Annotated in this window: 18 protein-coding genes; 5 read left to right on the top strand and 13 right to left on the bottom strand. The window is 69.7% G+C overall.

Annotation, left to right across the window (positions count from 1 at the left end; genetic code table 11):
* Positions 1-48: 48 nt before the first annotated feature.
* Positions 49-447 (top strand): MarR family transcriptional regulator, encoded by a 399-nt coding sequence (locus tag ABZX02_RS13550; RefSeq protein WP_355298403.1) that lies wholly within the window; start codon positions 49-51, stop codon positions 445-447.
* On the opposite strand, the gene ABZX02_RS13545 is transcribed toward ABZX02_RS13550, so the two are convergent.
* From ABZX02_RS13545 to ABZX02_RS13500, 10 genes are all read right to left on the bottom strand, one after another.
* Positions 444-1283, bottom strand: a complete 840-nt coding sequence (locus tag ABZX02_RS13545) for a LysR family transcriptional regulator (protein ID WP_355297934.1) — start codon at positions 1281-1283, stop codon at positions 444-446. The genes ABZX02_RS13550 and ABZX02_RS13545 overlap by 4 nt on opposite strands.
* Complete coding sequence (locus ABZX02_RS13540; protein WP_355297932.1) at positions 1280-2293, bottom strand: hypothetical protein; 1014 nt, start codon at positions 2291-2293, stop codon at positions 1280-1282. The genes ABZX02_RS13545 and ABZX02_RS13540 overlap by 4 nt, the downstream gene beginning before the upstream one ends.
* Positions 2278-2751 (bottom strand): sigma-70 family RNA polymerase sigma factor, encoded by a 474-nt coding sequence (locus ABZX02_RS13535; RefSeq protein ID WP_355297930.1) that lies wholly within the window; start codon positions 2749-2751, stop codon positions 2278-2280. Before ABZX02_RS13535 ends, ABZX02_RS13540 begins: the two co-directional genes overlap by 16 nt.
* Before the next feature lie 30 nt (positions 2752-2781).
* Positions 2782-2949 carry a DUF397 domain-containing protein gene (locus ABZX02_RS13530; RefSeq protein ID WP_355297928.1) on the bottom strand — a complete coding sequence of 56 codons (168 nt, stop codon included), beginning with the start codon at positions 2947-2949 and terminating at the stop codon, positions 2782-2784.
* Positions 2950-3093: 144 nt separating this feature from the next.
* Positions 3094-4272: a glycine C-acetyltransferase gene (locus ABZX02_RS13525; protein ID WP_355297926.1), complete on the bottom strand. Its 1179-nt coding sequence runs from the start codon at positions 4270-4272 to the stop codon at positions 3094-3096.
* Positions 4272-5303: an L-threonine 3-dehydrogenase gene (gene tdh / locus ABZX02_RS13520; RefSeq protein ID WP_355297924.1), complete on the bottom strand. Its 1032-nt coding sequence runs from the start codon at positions 5301-5303 to the stop codon at positions 4272-4274. Before tdh ends, ABZX02_RS13525 begins: the two co-directional genes overlap by 1 nt.
* A gap of 36 nt (positions 5304-5339) precedes the next feature.
* Entirely contained in the window at positions 5340-6794 is a 1455-nt protein-coding gene (locus tag ABZX02_RS13515; RefSeq protein WP_355297922.1) for an SDR family oxidoreductase, read from the bottom strand.
* Positions 6795-6830: 36 nt separating this feature from the next.
* Entirely contained in the window at positions 6831-7346 is a 516-nt protein-coding gene (locus tag ABZX02_RS13510) for a DUF1707 domain-containing protein (RefSeq protein ID WP_355297920.1), read from the bottom strand.
* A gap of 20 nt (positions 7347-7366) precedes the next feature.
* Positions 7367-8029: a response regulator transcription factor gene (locus ABZX02_RS13505; RefSeq protein ID WP_355297919.1), complete on the bottom strand. Its 663-nt coding sequence runs from the start codon at positions 8027-8029 to the stop codon at positions 7367-7369.
* A complete protein-coding gene (locus ABZX02_RS13500; RefSeq protein ID WP_355297917.1) occupies positions 8026-9186 on the bottom strand; it encodes a DUF5931 domain-containing protein in 1161 nt (386 codons plus the stop codon). The genes ABZX02_RS13505 and ABZX02_RS13500 overlap by 4 nt, the downstream gene beginning before the upstream one ends.
* A 117-nt stretch (positions 9187-9303) precedes the next feature.
* Here ABZX02_RS13500 and ABZX02_RS13495 point away from each other — a divergent pair, with 117 nt between their 5' ends.
* Positions 9304-10506, top strand: a complete 1203-nt coding sequence (locus ABZX02_RS13495; RefSeq protein ID WP_355297916.1) for a diguanylate cyclase — start codon at positions 9304-9306, stop codon at positions 10504-10506.
* On the opposite strand, the gene ABZX02_RS13490 is transcribed toward ABZX02_RS13495, so the two are convergent.
* Positions 10503-11654 carry an AI-2E family transporter gene (locus ABZX02_RS13490; RefSeq protein WP_355297914.1) on the bottom strand — a complete coding sequence of 384 codons (1152 nt, stop codon included), beginning with the start codon at positions 11652-11654 and terminating at the stop codon, positions 10503-10505. The two genes, ABZX02_RS13495 and ABZX02_RS13490, sit on opposite strands and share 4 nt — an antisense overlap.
* A gap of 79 nt (positions 11655-11733) precedes the next feature.
* Here ABZX02_RS13490 and ABZX02_RS13485 point away from each other — a divergent pair, with 79 nt between their 5' ends.
* The 3 genes from ABZX02_RS13485 (at position 11734) to ABZX02_RS13475 (ending at position 18058) form a co-directional block, all read left to right on the top strand.
* Positions 11734-13911: a hypothetical protein gene (locus ABZX02_RS13485; RefSeq protein WP_355297912.1), complete on the top strand. Its 2178-nt coding sequence runs from the start codon at positions 11734-11736 to the stop codon at positions 13909-13911.
* Positions 13912-14060: 149 nt separating this feature from the next.
* Positions 14061-14837: a hypothetical protein gene (locus tag ABZX02_RS13480; protein ID WP_355297910.1), complete on the top strand. Its 777-nt coding sequence runs from the start codon at positions 14061-14063 to the stop codon at positions 14835-14837.
* A gap of 254 nt (positions 14838-15091) precedes the next feature.
* On the top strand, positions 15092-18058 hold the full coding sequence (locus tag ABZX02_RS13475) for a chaplin family protein (RefSeq protein WP_355297908.1): 2967 nt from the start codon (positions 15092-15094) through the stop codon (positions 18056-18058).
* 72 nt (positions 18059-18130) lie between these two features.
* Here the strand turns inward: ABZX02_RS13475 and ABZX02_RS13470 are convergent, their stop codons facing one another.
* Both ABZX02_RS13470 and ABZX02_RS13465 read right to left on the bottom strand, forming a co-directional pair.
* Positions 18131-18499 carry a hypothetical protein gene (locus tag ABZX02_RS13470; protein WP_355297907.1) on the bottom strand — a complete coding sequence of 123 codons (369 nt, stop codon included), beginning with the start codon at positions 18497-18499 and terminating at the stop codon, positions 18131-18133.
* A gap of 58 nt (positions 18500-18557) precedes the next feature.
* Positions 18558-19226 carry a hypothetical protein gene (locus ABZX02_RS13465; RefSeq protein ID WP_355297905.1) on the bottom strand — a complete coding sequence of 223 codons (669 nt, stop codon included), beginning with the start codon at positions 19224-19226 and terminating at the stop codon, positions 18558-18560.
* Positions 19227-19228: the final 2 nt, after the last annotated feature.

The raw sequence follows: 19228 nt of genomic DNA, 5'->3' as shown, positions 1-19228 counted from the left end.
GAGTGGCTGAACGCGGACGAGAAGGACGCCTGGACCGGACTGGTCTCGATGCTGCTGTTGCTACCGGGTCGGCTGGAGGCGCCGTTGCAGCAGGGGGCGGGGCTGAGCCTGTTCGACTACCTGGTGCTCAGCCACGTCTCCGAGGCGCCGGACCGCCGCATGCGCATGAGCGAGCTGGCCCACCTGGCGAACGGGTCGCTCTCGCGGCTGTCGAACGTGGTCAAGCGCTTCGAGCAGCGCGGCTGGGTGGTGCGTTCGCCCGATCCCGACGACGGCCGGTACACCGTCGCCGAACTCACCGACGAGGGCTACGAGGTGGTCGCCGCCGCCGCGCCCACGCACGTGCGCGCGGTTCGACAGGTCGTGTTCGACCAGCTCGACGCCGCCGACCGCCAGGCGTTGACGCGCATCGCGGCCAAGCTGCGCGTGTCGATCCCCTCGCCCTAGCCCTGCAGTTCGTCGAGGACCGCTCTGATCAACGGGTGGTCCTCCGACCCTCGGCGCACAGCTGCCACCACTCGTCGCAACGGCGCGTCTCCCGCGACCGGCACCCCGCGCACGGCGTTCCGCGGCGCCAACGCCACCCCCGCGCCGGCCGCCACCAGCGCCTCGATCGCGCGGAAGTCGTCAGCGGTGTGCCGGATCCGAGGGGTGAACCCGGCTTGGGCACACGCCATCTCCACGACGTCCCGCAGCGGGTTGCCGGGCAGCGTCACCACCCAGTCCTCGTCGGCCAGCGACGCGAGGTCCACCGGCGCGGACACCCGGTGTCCCGGAGGCAGCACGACGTCGAAAGGTTCGGTGTACAGCGGAAACCTGGTCAGGCGGTCGGTCGTGCGGTGTTCCTCGGTGATCGCGACGTCGATCTCGCCGTCGAGCAGCAGCCGCACGCTCTCGTGGCCCTCGGCGTCCCGCACAGACAGTTCGATCGAGCGCTCCTTCAACGCCGCCAACGCCGGCGCCACCACCTGCGTGATCGCCGACGCGAACGCCGCGACCGCCACCCGGCCCGCCGTGCCGGAGGCGAGGGCGTCCAAAGTGGCCTGTGCGCGTTCGAGCTCTGCCGCCACGACATGGGCGTGCACGACGAGAAGTTCACCCGCGGGCGTGAGGGAAACCCTCCGTCCCTTGCGCAGCAACAGCGGATGCCCCGCCTCGGACTCCAACGCCGCAAGCTGCTGCGACACCGCTGACGGCGTGAGGTGCAGCGCTGCAGCAGCGGCCGTCACCGTGCCGTGGTCGGCGAGCGCGCGCAGCACCCGCAACCGTCGTGGGTCGATCACCGCACAATGATGGGGGATTCCACCGGAGCGTTCACGGGGACGTCCTGCGGCACGATCGGTTCGAAGTTCACCTCTTCCAGCAGGAGGTACTCCTCCTCCGAGATCGGCGCCCCGGCGGGCAGACCGTGCTGCGGCGCGGTGAGCAGGTCGCTCCTCTTCACCGGCAGCCACGTCTCGGGGTCGACCACGAACCGCGTCTCGACCCCGCTGTACTGGAACGTCGGCGGCGCGGCGAGCACCACCCCGAGCCCGGACCGCCCCTCGCGCACCTGCACGTCGCCGAGGAACCTCGCCCCGTCGAGCGACTTGAGCAGCTCGAACGCCGCCCGCCGCTGGTCGCTGCGCACGTTCGCGGTCATCAACTCCATCGCGAGCGACCCGACCCGGTAGGTGTCGGACCCGACGACGGTCTCCAGCACCTTGCGCAGCTCCTTCGGGTCGGTGGGCAACGTGTCGAGCGACTCGAGCCGCACCTGGCTGTGCAACGACATCTGGAACCCGGACACCGCGGTCTTCTGCACGGCCGGCTTCATCGGCCCGATCCGCACCAGGTGGTCGCCACCAACCTGCGGCACCGTCTCGGGCTTGCCCGCTGCCTCCCACTCGTTCTGCCGGTCCAACGAGAACGGCGTCACATGACCGTCCTTCTGCGACACCGTGACCTGCTGGTTCCCCGAAGACCACCGGTCGGTCTTGGAGTCGATGAACACCGCGTACGGATCCGCCGGATCGCCAACGACCATCATCGACCAGTTCCGCGTGAGCACGTGCCACCACTTCGCAGGCGCCGCAGGCTGCACGGGCTGAGGAGGCGCAGGCAGCAACACGACCGCAAGCACCACCACGGCAGCGATGACGACCAACGGCGCAAACCGCCGCACGAGCAGCTTCCGTGCCGGTCTCTCCCGCGGCAACGTGATGATTCGGGCGAGGTCGCGCTCCATCCGCTCGCGGTCGACCTCGGGAGCAGGCGGCTTGGCCTGGGCCAGGTCCTTCAGGATGTCTTCCATGACTCCCTCGCGCTGTCGAATTTCGGAGTCCAGAGAGCAGCCTGCAGACGCCGCCGAGCCCGGTGCAGCCGCACGAAGAACGTCGCCGTCGTGCAGCCGAGCACCTGCGCCGCCTCGGCCGCCGCCAACCCGTGCCACGCGATGAGCGTGAGCACCTCCTGGTCGGCCTCCGACAGGCTCGACAACGCCGCCCGCAGCTCGATCACCGCGAAGTCGTCGTCAGCCGGGAAGTCGGTCAGCTCGTAGTGCGTCGTCTGCCGGTGGGCCGCCCGCACGAGGTTGCGCGCGATGCCGAGCAGCCACGGCAGCGCGTTCGACGGCATCTGCCCGGACTTGCGCCAGGCGATCGTGAAGGTCTCGCTCGTGATGTCCTCGGCGAGCCTCGGCCCCGCATGGCTCGCGGCATACGCGAGCACCCGCGGGTAGCACTCGCGGTAGACAGCCGAGAAGTCCTCCACGTCGAGGAAGTGCTGGAAGCGAGCCGATTCTTACAGCGGAGTGACCCGGGTCACATCGCGGAGGAACGCCGACCAGGCCTGGGCGGACACCGGCAGGTGAGCGGCGGGCGCCTTGCTGTCCCGGATGCCGACGCCATGCCCGACCTCGACGCAGTCACTGGAGTTCGGGCTGTGAGAGCTCTTGCGCCAGATCGACATGCGGAACGTCCCCTCAGATCAGGATGCCGGCGACCGCACTGGACTTTCGTCGTGGCATGCCGAAGAAACTAGAAGCGAAACCCGTACCGGCTCCAGTTTTTCCTCGAAAGAAGTACTTTCTTGGAGCCGGTACAAGTCCGACGTCTACATCTTCTCCCGTGCGGCGATGAACGCGTCCACGGCGCGGTTGACGTCCTCGGTGGTGTGTGAAGCCGACATCTGCGTGCGAATGCGCGCCTTGCCGTGCGGCACCACCGGGTACGAGAACCCGATGACGTACACGCCCTGCTCAAGCAACAGGTCCGCGAGCCGCGCCGCCTCCGCCGCGTCGCCGATCATCACCGGGATGATCGGGTGCTCGCCCGGCAGCAGGTCGAAGCCGGCCTCGGTCATCCGGCGGCGGAACAGCTCGGTGTTCGACCGCAGCTGGCTGAGCAGCTCGGTGGACGACGAGAGCATGTCCAAAGTCGCGATGGCGGCGGCCGTGATCGAGGGCGCGAGCGAGTTCGAGAAGAGGTACGGGCGCGAGCGCTGGCGCAGCAGTTCGATGATCTCCGCACGCCCGGACGTGTAACCGCCGGACGCGCCACCCAGCGCCTTGCCCAGGGTGCCGGTCACGATGTCGACGCGGTCCTGCACGCCGAACAGCTCCGGGGTGCCGCGGCCGGTCGGGCCGGTGAAGCCGACGGCGTGCGAGTCGTCGACCATGACCAGGGCGTTGTAGCGCTCGGCCAGGTCGCAGATCTCGTCGAGCGGCGCGAGGTAGCCGTCCATCGAGAAGACGCCGTCGGTCGCGATCAGGCGGTAGCGGGCGTCGGAGGCGTCCTTGAGCTGGCGCTCCAGGTCGTCCATGTCGCGGTTCTTGTAGCGGAACCGCCGCGCCTTCGACAGCCTGACGCCGTCGATGATCGAGGCGTGGTTCAGCTCGTCGGAGATGATCGCGTCCTCGGCGCCGAGCAGCGTCTCGAACAGGCCGCCGTTCGCGTCGAAGCACGAGCTGTAGAGGATCGTGTCCTCGGTGCCGAGGAATTCGGAGAGCTTGCGCTCCAGTTCCTTGTGCGGCTCCTGCGTGCCGCAGATGAACCGCACGGAGGCCATGCCGAAGCCCCAGTCGTCCAAGGCCTTCTTGGCGGCTTCGATCAGCTGGGGGTGGTCGGCGAGGCCGAGGTAGTTGTTGGCGCAGAAGTTGAGCACGTCGTCGCCGGAACCGACCCTGACGCTGGCGTTCTGCGGGGTGGCGATGACGCGTTCGGACTTGTAGAGCCCGGCCTCCCTGATCTCCCCGATGGTCTTGAGGAGGTCGTTCTTCAGCTCGCCGTACATCAGGCTCCCGTCCAGTCGAGGATGACCTTGCCGCACTTGCCTTCGCGCGCGGTGGCGAACGCCTCCGCGTGCTGCGTGTGGTCGTACCGGTGCGTGATCACCGGCGCGAGGTCGAGGCCGCGCTGCAGCAGCACGGTCATCGAGTACCAGGTCTCGAACATCTCGCGGCCGTAGATCCCCTTGATGTGCAGCATCTTGAGCACGACGCTGCTCCAGTCGACGGAGAACTCGTCCGCGGGCAGGCCGAGCATCGCGATGCGGCCGCCGTGGGCCATGTTCGCGATCATGTCGCGCATCGCGACGGGCTTGCCGGACATCTCCATGCCGACGTCGAAGCCCTCGGCCATGCCGAGCTCGCGCTGGGCGTCGGCGATCGTCTTCTCGGAGACGTTCACGGCGAGGTCGACGCCGACCTTGCGGGCCAGGTCGAGGCGGTGCTCGGAGATGTCGGTGATGACGACGTTGCGCGCGCCCGCGTGCTTGGCGACGGCGGCGGCCATGATGCCGATCGGACCGGCGCCCGTGATGATCACGTCCTCGCCGATGACCGGGAAGCTCAACGCGGTGTGCACGGCGTTGCCGAACGGGTCGAAGATCGCGGCAACGTCCAGGTCGACCTGAGTGCGGTGCACCCACGCGTTCTGCTCGGGCAGCACGACGTACTGCGCGAACGCGCCGTTGGAGTGCACGCCGAGGCCGCGCGTGTTCGCGCACAGGTGGCGGCGGCCGGCCTTGCAGTTGCGGCACGTGCCGCAGACGAGGTGGCCCTCGCCGCTGACCAGGTCGCCGACCTTCACGCCGCTCACCGACGCGCCGATCTCCACGACCTCGCCGACGAACTCGTGTCCGAGGACCAGCGGCGCCTTGATGTTGGCGGCGGCCCAGTCGTCCCACGAGTCGATGTGCAGATCGGTGCCGCAGATACCGGTGCGCAGCACCCTGACCAGCACGTCCGTCGGTCCGGGGGTGGGGTCCGGGACGTCGGTCAGTTCGAGGCCGGGCCCAGCGGCGACCTTGACGAGAGCCTTCATGCGGGAAGTCTCACCCTTTGCTGCTTGTGCAGTCCATCAGGACTTTCTGAAGTTCTTGTGCAGCTCAGCTTCATTGGCGATGTTGCGCACCATGCCGCCGAACACGATGCCGTGGAAGGGGTAGACGGCCGCCCAGTAGAGGTGGCCGGCGAGCCCTTTGGGCACGAACACGGCACGTTGGCGGTAAGTGGACCCGTGTCCCTCGTTCGCCGCCACTCGAAGCTCCAGCCAGGCCTTGCCGGGCACCTTCATCTCGGCGCGCAGCCGCAGCAGCGAGCCGCGTTCGATCTCCTCCACGCGCCACCAGTCGAGGGCCTCGCCGACGTTCAACCGGTGCGGGTCCCGCCGCCCGCGCCGCAGCCCCACGCCGCCCGCGAGCCGGTCCATCCAGCCGCGCACCGCCCAGGCCAGCGGGAACGAGTACCAGCCGCGTTCGCCGCCGATGCCCTCGACGACCTCCCACAGCCGGTCGGGGCTCGCGGTCGTCCGCCGCTCCCGTTCGTCGACGTAGACGGACCCGCCGGACCAGTCGGGGTCGCTCGGCAGCGGCTCACTCGGCGCGCCCGGCAGGGACGCCCCCGACCAGCGCGTCTCGACGTCGGCGTCGCGGATCTTGTCGAGAGCGAGCTCGACTGCCTTGTCGTAGCCGATGTTCTCGCCCGGCAGCAGGGTCTGGATGTCGTTCTCGCGGCACACCACTTCGTGCACCAGCGACTCGATCAACGGCTTCGCGATCGACTTCGGCACGGGCGTGACCACGTTGACCCAGTGCGAGGACAGGCCCGGCGTCAGCACGGGCACGGGCAGCACGCGGCGCCTCGGCAGGCCCGCGACCTCGGCGTACCGCAGCATCATCTGCAGGTACGTCAGCACGTCCGGGCCGCCGATGTCGAACGTGCGGTTCTGGTTCTCCAACGTCGTGGCGTCGACCAGGTAGCGCAGCACGTCCCGCACGGCGATCGGCTGGATCCGGTTGTGCACCCACCGCGGCGTGACCATGACCGGCAGGCGTTCGGTGAGGTAGCGCAGCATCTCGAAGCTCGCCGACCCCGACCCGATGATCACCGCGGCCTGCAGCACGACGGCCGGGACCGGTGACCGCAGGAAGACGTCGCCGACCTCCTTGCGCGAGGCCAGGTGCGGCGACAGTTCGGTGCCCTCGGGGTGCAGCCCGCCGAGGTAGACGATGCGCTGCACGCCGGCGCGTTCCGCAGCCCTCGCCGTGTTCTCGGCGGCCTTGCGGTCGGCGTCGGCGAAGTCCTTGTCGTGCAGCGAGTGCACGAGGTAGTGCACGACCTCGATGTCGCGCATGGCCTCGTCGAGGTCACCGAGCACGTCTCCGCGCACGATCTCGACGTCGGCCGCCCACGGGACGTCGCGCAGCTTCTCAGGGGAACGCACGAGGCAGCGGACCTCGTGCCCTTCGGCCAGCAGCCTGGGCACGAGTCGTCCGCCGAGGTACCCGGTCGCGCCGGTCACGAGACACCGCATGCCTCGATCCTGCGCGACGGCGGGTCTGCCTGCAGATCAGCGCTTGGAGCGCTTGATCACCACGGTTCCGCCGCGCACCACGCCCTTGAGCTGGAAGTGCGGGTTGCCCATGGCCGGTACGTGCACCTTGTCCTTCACCTCGCCCGCGGTGATCTCGACCGCGTCCGTGTTGACCGACGAGCCCACCGGCAGCAGCAGCTTCACCGTCCCGAGCGACACGTCCAGGTCGACGTTCACGACCGGCGGCACCTCGGCGGCGGTGAAGTCGAGGTTCGTGGTGCCGAGGGTGTTGCGGATGACGAGCTCCTGCGGCACGACCCAGTGACCCTTGCGGGTCGTGGTGCTCATCGTGTTCTTCAGTTCCGTGCGGGCGTGGGCGACCTCGTTGTTGACCATGCCCGGCAGGTCGACCAGCACGCCGTTGAGATCGGCCCTGGTCTTCGCGGCGAGAGCGGTGTCCGTGCGGACGGTGAACTCGTCGAGCGTGATCATGCCGCGGCCCACCGCCTTGTTCAGCAGGCTGACGACGTGCTCACGTTCCGCGTCGGACACGCGTAACTCTCTGGGGTCTGTCATTTCTCTGCCTCCGGTTCGGCGTCGAGCCCGTGCTCAATGGCATAACGCGCCAGCTCCACCCGGTTGTGCAGTTGGAGTTTCCGCAATGTCGACTGGACGTGGTTCTCGACCGTGCGGTGGGAGATCACCAGGCGGTTCGCGATCTGTCGTGCGGTGAGGCCCTTGGCCACGAGCCGCAGCACCTCGGTCTCCCGGTCGGTGAGCTGCGGCTTCTCCTCCGAGTCGTCCGGCGCGGCGGCCATCCGCCGGTACTCGCCCAGCACCAGGCCGGCGAGGCCCGCGGTGAACACGGCGTCGCCCGCGGCCGTGCGGGTGACCGCCTCGACCAGTTCGTCGGAGGACGCGGACTTCACCAGGTAGCCGGACGCGCCCGCCTTCACGGCCTGCAGCACGTCGTCGTGCTCGCCGGACGCGGACAGCACCAGCACGCGCGTCTCCGGCAGCTCGCTGGTGATCATCGCGGTGGCGTCGACCCCGGAGAGCTCGCCGAGGTTGAGGTCCATCAGGACCACGTTGGGCCGCACGGCCTTCGCGATCCGCACGGCCGAGGGCGCGTCGCCCGCGGTCGCCACGATCTCGAACCCGCGTTCCTGCAGATCTCGTGCGACGCCCTCGCGCCACATCGGGTGGTCGTCCACGACCATCACCGAGACCGTCATCCTGCCGCCCCCTTCCTGAACACCCGAACCTCCCACTCCGTGCCCTCCCCCGGCCCGGTCTGGAGCTCGAGCGTCCCGCCGAGCGACTCCACCCGGCCTTTGATCGACTTCTCGATCCCCATCCTGCCCTCCGCGGCGGCCAGCGCCAGGCGGCCTTCCGGGATGCCCGGTCCATCGTCCCTGACGCTGAGCACGATTTCCTCACCGAGGTCTTCGAGCAGCACCCAGGCCCGTGCGTCCTCACCGGCGTGCTTGTCCACGTTGGACAGAGCCTCCCGCACCAGCGACGTCAGCTCGTTCGCCGCCCCGGCCTTCAGCATGACCTGCGTGGCGGGCGTCGAGACCTGGATGCGCGGCGTGGCGAGGAGCTGCAGGCCGGGCCGCAGGTCGATGTCGCCGTCCACAGTGGAGTCGACGGGGGCGGCGGCCACCAGGTTCCGCAGCGCCACCTCCTGCTCGCCGGCCATCGCGGCCAGTTCGGCCGCCTCGCCGCCGACCTCCAGCCCGCGCTTGCGCACGCGGGCGAGGACCTGCAGCACGCTGTCGTGGATCGACCGGGCGAGCCGCTCGCGTTCCGCGGTGGCCGCCTCCGCCCGCAGCGCCTGCGCGAGGAGGACCGCACTGCGCCGGGCCGTGGCCGACGCCATGCCGACGACCATGCCCGCGCCGGCGAGCAGTACGACGTCGCGCAGCAGGTCGAGGCTCGGCACGCCCTTGCTCAGGTACGTCGAGAGGCCGACCGCCAACCCGCCCGCGAAGCCCGCGTACGGCCCGCCCAACGCGCCCAACGCCACCGCCGGCACGCACGCCCAGATCGTGGTGATGAGCGGGACGTTCAGCGTCAGCAACTGCGCGTCGGACATGATCAGCGGCGACAGCGACATGAGTGCGCAGGTCAGAGCCAGGTCGACGAGCACGAGCGGCCACCGCCTGCCCCACGTCGTGCTGTAGGCGCGGCTGGTGAACACCGACCACAGCGCCATGACGCCGAGCGTGGTCCAGGCGAGCCACGGCCGCACGTAGCCGGATTGGTTCGCGATGATGTTGGCCGTCGCGAAGAGGAATGTGACTATGCGTAGCGCAATCGTCCCGCGCCACAGGGGCGTGGCCGGGTCGTCGATCACCTTCGTCACACGTTCGGCAGGCTCTTTGCGCACGCTGTGCTCCTTTCGGACACCATCCTGCCGGGTGAACGTGGCGTGGCTAACCCCCAGGTGGCCGTCTTCTGCCGAACGGAGGAATGTGCGACGCTCTCCGGGTTCGGGGGAGGGCGAATGCAGGTGCGCTACTGGCCGTTGTGGACTTTGCGGCGGCCCGCGCTCTGCTACTGGTTGTTCATCGACATGGCTGCCTTCGCCACCGTCGTCCACTGCATCGTCTCCTCCGAAACGCCGTCACCCTCCGAAGTCGCCAGGTTCGCCGCGATCGCGGGCACGGCCGGCGCGGTCATCATCTGCAGCTCGATCTACAGCCACCGCCTCGGCGAGACCGAACGCAACCCGTGGGCGGCCCACCTCTGCTACCTCACCGCGGGCGTCCTGGCCCTCCCGCCGAACCTGCTGGTGCTGCTGCTCTTCGGCCCGGCCCTGCACTGCCTGCTCGCCCAACGCCCCGAGACCCACCGCTGGCTCTTCACCCTGAGCGCCACCACCCTGGCCGTCTTCGCCACCCGCTACGCCCTGGGCTGGGCCGACCCGCACGCCAACCTCCTGGTCCTGACGCTGTGCGCGACCCTGCTGCTGGTCCTGCGCGCGGGCCTGATCGCCCTGGGCCTGAGGCTGCGCAACCCGTCCGCGGGCTTCGAGGAGAACGTCGGCGAGCCCATCGACGCCGTCCTGGGCATCGTCGCGGTCTCCATCGGCGGCCTGATGGGCTGCGTGGCGGAGACCAACGCCATCCACGCCCTGATCGCCGGCCCGCCCCTCGCCCTGCTGGAACGAGCGGCCCAACTCCCCCAATGGCGCCGCTCGGCCCAGCGCGACGCCAAGACAGGCCTGGCCAACGCCGTCCACTGGGACAGCAGGGCCCGCTACGAACTGAGCAAGGGAGCCGACCGCACCCGCCCGATGGCCGTGATGCTGCTCGACCTCGACCACTTCAAGCGCGTCAACGACGAGGTGGGCCACCTGGCAGGAGACGCGGCACTGGCCGCGATCTCGCTCCTGCTGCGCGGCACCGTCCGGCGCGGCGACTTCGTCGGGCGGTTCGGTGGCGAGGAGTTCGTGGTGCTGCTGCCCGAGGCCACGCCGGACGAGGCGGAGTCCGTCGCCCAGCGGGTGCGCAAGGCCGTGGAGACCCTGCGGGTGCCGACCATGTCCGTTGATAAGCAGCCGTACGAGCTGCACGGGCTGACTGTGTCTATCGGAGTGTCGACGACGACTCGGTTCGGATACGAGCTGTCGGACCTGTTGGTTGCGGCCGATGCGGCGTTGCTGGCGGCGAAGGGCTTCGGCCGCAACCTCGTGTCGATGGCTTAGAGCTCCTTCACCCGTTCGCCCTTGTCGTCCTTCGGTGCCGTGTCCTGCGGGTTCAGCACGTCCACCTTCTCCGGGTTCTGCTCGGCATCGGCGTCCGACACCAACGACCGGATCCCGGAGTTCAGCACCGCGAGCAACGGCACCGCCAGCAACGCCCCGGCGATCCCGCCGGTCACCAACCCGCCGGCGATGGCCAGCACCACGGCCAACGGGTGCAGCTTCACCGCACGCCCCAACAGCAGCGGCTGCAGCACGTGCGACTCCAACTGCATGACGCCGATTAGCACAGCCAAGACCACGAGAGCGGCGATCGGCCCGTTGGTCACCAACGCGATCAACACCGCCACAGCACCGGTGAACACCGCACCGATGATGGGAATGAACGCGCCGAGGAACACCAACGCCGACAGCGGCACGACCAGAGGCACGCCGATGATCGCCAACCCGACACCAACGCCGACGGCGTCCACGATCGCGACCACGGCCGTAGCGCGCACATAGGAGACGAGAGAGCCGAACCCACGACGGCCGGCCACCTCGACACGCTGACGCACGTCCCGTGGCACCGCACGGGTCACGAAGCGCCAGATGCCGTCGCCGTCGTGCAGAAAGAAGATGAGCGTGAACAGCGCCAGCAGCAGCCCGGTCAGCAGCTCGCCCAGCGTCGCCGCCGTCGTCAGGGCACCCGACGTGATCTCCGCCTGGTTCTCCTTGATCGTCTTCACGATCTCGTTGACGTAGCCCTGCAGCTGCGCGTCGGACAGGTGAGCGGGCCCGTCCTTCAGCCACTTCTGGATCGTGTCGAGCGAGGCGGCCACCTGCGTCTGCAGTTCCGGCAGGCCGCGGGAGAACTCGCTGATCACGAACGTCAGCACGCCGCCCAGGACGCCGATGCCGAGGATCATCATCACGGTCACCGCGACGCCGCGCGGCACGCGCCACTCGACGAGCTTCGACACCCCCGGCGAGAACAGGGCGGCCAGCAGCAGCGCGATGGCGACCGGGATCACCACCGACGCCATGAAGCTCAACGCGTACGCGACGACGTACAACGCGGCGATCACCACGACGAACCGCCAGCTCACCGCGGCACTCACCCGCAGCAGCTTCGGAACGCGGCCGCTGATCTCGGACTCCGGCGTGCTCATGTGCCTCACGTTAACTGTTCGGACCCTCGCCAAGCCGGAACATCACCAGGGATGATCCAACCCGTCAGGGGAGGACGAAGTGATCAAGCCCGAAGACTTGACCGATGTCGAACGCCAGGTCGCGGGGGCCTACGCGGGTGGGACCGAGCTGGACCTGACCGGACAGAGCGCTCGCGGTGAGGTGCTCACCGGTCTGCTGACCGGCATGTACCGAGTGCCGCGCAAGGGGCTACCCGCTCTGCGCCTGCGCAACGCGCGGATCACCGGCAAGTTCGAGCTGGAGGGCACGCGCGTCACGCGGGTCATCGACCTCACCCACTGCACGTTCGAGGAACCGCCCGACCTCCGCATGGCCCGCCTCATCGGGCTCCGGCTGCGCGGCACCCGCGTCCCCGGTCTGCAGGGGCGCAACCTCCGGGTGTTCAGCGACCTCGTCCTCGAGGCCGGCTTCACCTCCACCGGCACCGTCGACCTCACCGACGCGGCGGTCGACGGCACGCTCCGGCTCGCCGGCGCGGTGCTGCGCCCCAACTCCGACCACGCGCTGCTCGGCGCGCGCCTGCGGGTCAGCGGCTCGGTCCAGGCCATAGCGGTCCGCGCGAACGGCGAGGTGCGCCTCAGGGGTGCCGCGATCGGCGGCAGCGTCCACCTCGGCGGCGCGCGGCTGCTCAACGCCGGCAAGGACGCGCTCGACGCGTCCGGGATCGTCGTCTCGGGCAACGTCTTCTGCAACGCCGAGGGCGGTCGCTTCACCGCCGACGGCCGCGTGCTCTTCGACGGCGCGCGGGTCGGCGGCAACGTCGAGTTCACCGGCGCCCGCCTCAACTCCACCCACCGCGTCGACAACCAGGTGCTGGTCCTGCCGCACGGGTCCGCCGACGAGGCCGCGACGCTCGTGGCCGACCGCATCCGGGTCGAGGGCAACGTCGAGCTCGACGACGGCTTCACGAGCACCGGCACGGTCCGGCTGCCCAACGCGAGCGTCGGCGGGTACCTCCGGCTGTCCGGCGCGGTGATCGGACCGCGCGAGGTCGCCGAGGAGCTCGCCGGCGACGTCACGAACCGCATCCCCGTCGCACTGCACGCGGACGGTATGCAGGTCCGTGGCGACGTGGAGGCTCGCAGCGCATTAAACGGTGCGGGCACGCGTTCGCAGCCGTTGCACACCTACGGCCAGGTGCGGCTCTCCAACGCGCACATCATGGGCAGCGCCAGCATGTCCGGCGTCTCGTTGCACGGGCCCGGCATCGACGTCCTGTTCGCCGACCGCCTCCAGGTCGGCGGCACGCTCTTCCTGCGCGAGCTCAGGGCCAAGGGCTCGATCCGCCTGCAGAACGCGAACATCGGCTCCACGCTCGACATGTCCGGCGCCGAGCTGACCCTCCCGCGGCTGCGCCCCAACGGCACGCAGAAGCCGTCGCTCGACGCCCGTGCCATCACGATCGGCAAGGACCTCCTGTGCAGCCGCGGGTTCACCGCGGTCGGCGGCGTCCGGCTCCGGCTGGGCGAGGTCGGCAAGATGGCGACCTTCAGCGACTCGCACCTCGGCTCGACCTCCGCGGACATCGCGCTCAACGCGTACGGCCTCACCGTCCACCAGTTCCGCCTGCACATCCCCGAAGGCCAGCAGCCCAAGGGGAAGATAGTGCTGAGCCGCCTGAAGGCCGTGTCGGTGACCGACGGGCCGGGGCTGTGGGACGCCGAGGGCGGCGTCGCCGTGGACGACTTCGAGTTCGCCGGCATCACCGCCGACCCGGACGTGCCGGTGCAGACGCGCCTCAAGTGGTTGCTCAAGGTCCAGCCGGACTTCGCGCCCGGACCGTACGAGCAGCTCGCCGCCGTCTACCAGCAGGGCGGCGAGGAGGAGCTCGCGCAGAAGGTCCAGCTGGAGAAGCAGCGCCGCCGCTACGCCGAACTCGGCCGCGCGGGCCGGGTGTGGGGCCAGGTGCAGCGGTGGACGGTCGGCTACGGCTACCGGCCGTGGCTCGCGATCTGCTGGCTCGCCGTGTTCTGGCTCTTCGGTGCCCTGTGGTTCAACTGGCACCCCATGGTCAAGCTCAACAAGGACGAGGACCCGGTGTGGAACGCCGCGTTGCTCGCCCTCGACCTGTTGATCCCGATCATCGACTTCGGGCACGACGGCAAGTGGCAGTTCACCGGTGCGTCGCAGTGGATATCTTCGCTGCTCGTGGCCGTGGGATGGGTGCTCGCGTCGACCGCGGCGGCCGGTGCCGCACGGGTGCTGAAACGCGTGTGAGCCAAGGAGAAGCGTTCACACGATGTAGTTAACCGAGCGCTCAGAGCGTGCATTCGGGGTGGATGGACTGGCAGAGTCGCCGACGTCGACTTGATCAGTTGATCGTCGGCGATTCCCTTGAGTGCCACCGAGTAGCGAGGTTTCCTGCGTTGTTCTCCGCCGATCTGCGAGCGAAGACGGGAACGAACGGCATCCGCCGGTTCGCCACCCGTGCGCTGCTCGCCGTCGGCGGTGCGATCGCGGGAACGGCCGTTGCCTGGGCGCTCACCACTTCGTCGGCCCAGGCGGCTGACACGGTGCCGTCCGCCGACGCGCAGCAGGTCGACGTCGTCAGCAAGCTCGTCAGCAAGACCGACGAGAAACTGCCGGTGATCACCCCCGCTGCCGCAGCGGTGCACAAGATCGACGAGACGTTGCGCGCCGAGCAGGAGAAGGCTCGCGCCTCCCTGCCGGCCGTGCAGGTCTCGCAGGCGGTCGAGCAGATCGCCGCACGAATCATGCCGCAGGTCACCAGGATCGGTCAGTCCAGCAGCCCCGCCACCGAGCGGGCGATGGACGTGACGTTCCCGGAGATCCCGGCTCCCGCCACCGATGTCGCGCAGCCTGCGGCACCGGTGGTCTCGCAGTTCACCGGCTCGTCCGGTGGCAGCTGGACGGACCTGTTGGAGCACAACGACTTCGTGGTGCCCTCCGAGCAGCGTCCCTCCCTGCCCAGCAACCCGTTCCCGAAGCTGCCCGTCCCGGCCCCCGCGCCGGTGCAGTGCTCTTCGTGCAACGACGGTTCTGGTTCTGCCAAGGGCAGCCTGATCGCTGCTCTCGCTGCACCCGGTGCTGCTCACGGCACCTCGTCGACGGCTGCCCTCGCGCCGTCCACTGACGAGGTCACCGTGACGCCGGGCAAGCAGCCCGGTATCAACCCCGACTGATCACAGCGCGCGGTCCGCGACAGCCCTCCTCCCCTGGCTGTCCGGAAGTCGACCGTCGCGCTTTTCCTTTGCGCTCAACAACGGTCGATCACCGCGTGCGACTCCCCCGGTGATGACGCGCCTTCCCCTGCGCGTTTCGGCCCCACCCCCTTGAGCCCCCGTCGCTCACTGACGGGAAACCAAATGAAGGAGTTCTAATGCAGACCTGGGCAAAGCGCGGACTTCAGACCGCGTTTGTCACTGGTGGTTTGCTGATGCTCGGTACGGGCATCGCTTCTGCCCAGGAGAACGTCGACCCGGACGCCGCGCCTCCGGCCGTCGACGTCGCGGCCTCCGTTCCGGTCAAGGCCGACCAGAACAAGCTGGCCACCCCGGTCCGGGAGATCACGCTCCCCAAGGTGGACCGCACGATCAGCACGGACCGCGTCACCAGCGCGGTGCCCACCCGCACCGCGGCCCCCGTCGCGAACCCGCTGGTTCGCCAGGCCGGTGAGCGCCTCCAGGGCACCGCCCTGCAGAACCTGGTGCGCGGCAACACGATCCAGGCGCACGTCGATGTGCCGATCAACATCTGCGGCAACGCGATCGCGGTCCTCGCGAACACCGAGGCGAACGCCGACTGCCAGCAGCACACCCACCGCGACGGCACGATCGTCACGGACGGCGCGGGCCAGGCCATCGCCGGCAACGTCGTCGCCGTCAACCACGTGCTCCCGGTCCAGCTGACCGGCAACGCGATCGCGGCCGGCGGCAACGCCGAGACGAACACCACCGCCGAGCAGGTCTCCACGACCGGCGGCGACATCAGGACCAGCGGTGACCGCGGTGCCATCTCCGGCAACGTCATCGCCGAGCAGGGCGCGACCCCGGTCCAGATCACCGGCAACGGCGTGGGCGCGGCGGGCATCGCCGACGCCAACTCCACCGCCGACACGTTCGCCTCCTCCGAGGGCGACGTCATCACGAGCGGCAAGAACAGCACGATCTCCGGCAACGCCGTGCCGATCCCGCTGGCCCCGCTCGCCGAGGTCAACGGCAACTCGGCCGCCGGTGCGGGCAACGCCGCCACCGACTCGACCCAGACGGGTGCCGCGTACGCCGGTGGCAAGACCGTCACCAACGGCGACCCGGCCACGCTGGCGGGCAACATCGTCGAGCCCGCGCTCGCCGGCCCGATCACGGTCGACGACAACGCCGCCGCCGTCGGTGGCAACTCGGCCGCGGTCAGCGACACCACGAACGACTCGCGCGCCGGTGGCTCGCACCACACCACGGGCCACGGCTCCACCGCGTCCGGCAACGTCGCGGGTGCGCCCATCTCGCTGCCCGCCGCGGTCGGTGGCAACGGCGCGTCGCTGGTCGGCAACGCACTGACCGACCACACCAACGAGGCGAACTCGACCGCCGGTGGCCAGACCTTCACCGTCGGCGACAAGTCCGTCCTCTCCGGCAACATCGCGGACGTCCCCCCGGCCACGGCCGTGGACGTGTGCGGCAACGGCGCCACGCTGGCCGGCCAGGCCGCTGGTACCTGCGAGAACGACGTCAAGTCGGTCACCTCGGGCTACCAGGGCACGACGGGCAACGACTCGGTCGTCTCCGGCAACATCGCGTCCACCCCGGTCGCGACGCCCGCCGAGGTCTACGGCCTCGCCGCCGCGCTCGGTGGCCAGGCCGCCGGCTCGGCCGACGAGGTCAAGTGGGTGCAGTCCGGTGGCACCCCGAACACCGAGGACGACCGCGGCACGGTCTCCAGCAACATCGTGACCGCCCCGACCGCGGCCGCGCCGCAGGTCTTCGCCGTCACCGCCGCCCTCGTGGGCAACACCGTGTCGGACTCGGCGAACGACACCACGGTCATCGCGGGCGACGCGCCCCACGCGACCGGCAAGAAGAGCTCGGTGTCCGGCAACATCGTCCAGGTCCCGACCTCGACGCCGGCCCAGGTCTTCGCCGACGGTGCCACCCTGGTGGGCAACAACGACACCAAGGGCGACAACGCCACCGACATGAAGGCCGGCGGCGACGCCATCACCACCGGCGAGGCGGGCTCCATCGCGGGCAACGCCGTGTCGGCTCCGGTCGCGACCGGCACGCAGGTCCTCGGCTGGTCGGTCGGCGGCGGCAGCAACGTCAACTCGACGGCCACCAACGACCTCAGCTCGGTCGCCGGCGGCGACGTCAACAGCAACGGTGACAAGGGTGCCGTCTCCGGCAACCTGATCGGCGCGCAGCCGGCCGTCCTCCCGGCCGTCCCGGGCAACACCGTTGCCGCGGCGGGCATCACCAACTCCGACGTGGTGTCCGACACCAACGTCGTGTCCGGTGACGACAGCTACTCGTCGGCCGAGGACGCCTCGGTGTCCGGCAACCTGATCAACGTCCCCGCCAACGCCTTCGCCGGCGTGTACGCGGACGCGGTCGCGGTGGCCGGCAACGCGACGACGGTCACCGACAAGGCCTCGTACACCCAGGCCGGTGGCGAGACCCTGACCGAGGGCTCCGGCCCGCTGACCGCCCGCGACATGCACGTCCCGGTCGAGGCGGCCGCCAAGTTCGCGCGCATCCCCGTCGAGGTCGTCGGCCAGGCGACCACGCTGGGCACGAGCGACGACACGCAGCTCACCGGCGAGGAGACCGCCGGCGTCCTGCGCGCCACGCAGCTCAAGGGCCTCGAGCTCCCCAAGGGCGTCGACAGCCTGCTGAAGGCCAACGAGGTCCCGGCGTTCAACGGCATCAACGGCCTCGACGGCAAGCTGCCCGTCAACCAGTTCCCGAACCCGGCTGACCTGGCGGCCATGGCCGGCCAGCTGCCCACCCCGGCTCTGCCCGGCGTGGCGCAGGAGCGCACCGCTCTGCCGGTGAACGGTGGTCTGGCGAGCCTGTCCCCGAACGTCCAGGGCCTGCCCCTGGGCCAGCTGCTCGACGGTGCCAAGGACCTGGTTCCGGCCGGCGCCACCGAGCGTTCGCTGCCGTCCCTGCCCGTGACCGCCCCGGCCCTGCCGGTGCCGGTGCAGCTGCCCGCGCTCCCCACCGAGCGTTCGCTGCCCACGCTCCCGGTCGACGGCCCGGCCTCCATCTCGGGTCTGAAGCTCAACCCGACCCAGGGCCTGGCCCCGCAGGCCGACGAGCGCGCGCTGCCGCAGCTGCCGTTCAACGCCCCGGCGATCGCCCTGATCGACCCGGCCAACCTGTTCCAGACGGTGACCGGCCAGCTGTAACACCCCGCACCACGTAACACCCTCCCTCCGGTAAGAAGCTGAGCCCCAGCGACACGACGGTGTCGCTGGGGCTCAGTGCCGTTCGGGGGGAGTTCGCGCTGTCGAGAGCACTTCCTCCGGCGTCGCGTCCCCGTCGCTCGTCACCCAGTGGACCTGCGGACTCTCCCCCGCGACCTGCCTGATCAACTCGGCGATCGGCTCCCCGTCCCCGAAGTCGTGCTCGGCGAGCACCGCCAGCACCGCGTCCCCGTACCGCGCGACCGTGAAATCGGGCCGCAGGTTCTGCCGCAACGACTTCGCCGCGGCCAGCACGTCGTCCGGCCCGGTGATCAGCACCAACGTCACGAGCGTGCCGCGCGTGCGGGCGCGGATCAGCGACTGCTCCAGGCGGTCGAGCAGCAACGCGTGTCCGGGCAGGCCCGTGAGCGGGTCGTGCAGCACCCTCCGGTTCTAGCCGAGCACAGGCCAGTTGACCAGCACCGAGACCCTCATGGGTGAGTCACTCCGTCTCCCGGGGAACCGGGTAGCCCGTCTCGGCGATCCGGCTGAGCACCTTGGTCAGTTCGGTGCCGGGGTTGAGCGCGGCCACGACCTGTGCGGTGACCGGCCGTCCTTCGTAGAAGTGCCGCACCGCGTCGAGGTCGACCGGCATCTCGTAGTAGTCCTGCGCCCAGTCCTGGAACGCCTCGGGCGTTCGGTCGGTCAGCAACCGGAACATCCAGTCGGCCCCGTCCTGGCCCTCGTCAGGGAAGTCGATGTCCCCGTGCTGCCAAGCCGTGTCACCGTGCTCGCGCCACAGACAGACGGTGACGCACGGCGTATCAAACTCATCGGTGAAAGCCGGCTCCTCCACACACTCGCGGAACACCTCAGGCACAGCGTCGAGCACGCCGGGCCAAGGCTCGTCGTCGTTGCCGTAAGGACTCATCGGCGACTCGTGGTCGAACCCGCGTATGTATGCCCCTGCCGCCGTGAACACGACATCGAACTCGTCGCCTGAACCGTTCCGCATGGACGCCAACTCCTCGTTCGACGCCCATGCGGTCGTGTAGCGGTAGTACGTGTCGTCGTCGGGACTGAGCACGATCTCCAACGCCGCCACCGCACGGCACAACGCACGCAGTTCCACGATCTCAGGCAGCCGACGAGCAACGTCGTAAACGGTCATAC

It is taken from the genome of Lentzea sp. NPDC003310 (genome assembly GCF_040610935.1).
Taxonomy (GTDB): Bacteria; Actinomycetota; Actinomycetes; order Mycobacteriales; family Pseudonocardiaceae; genus Lentzea.
This window is presented reverse-complemented; position numbering and strand designations above follow the sequence as displayed.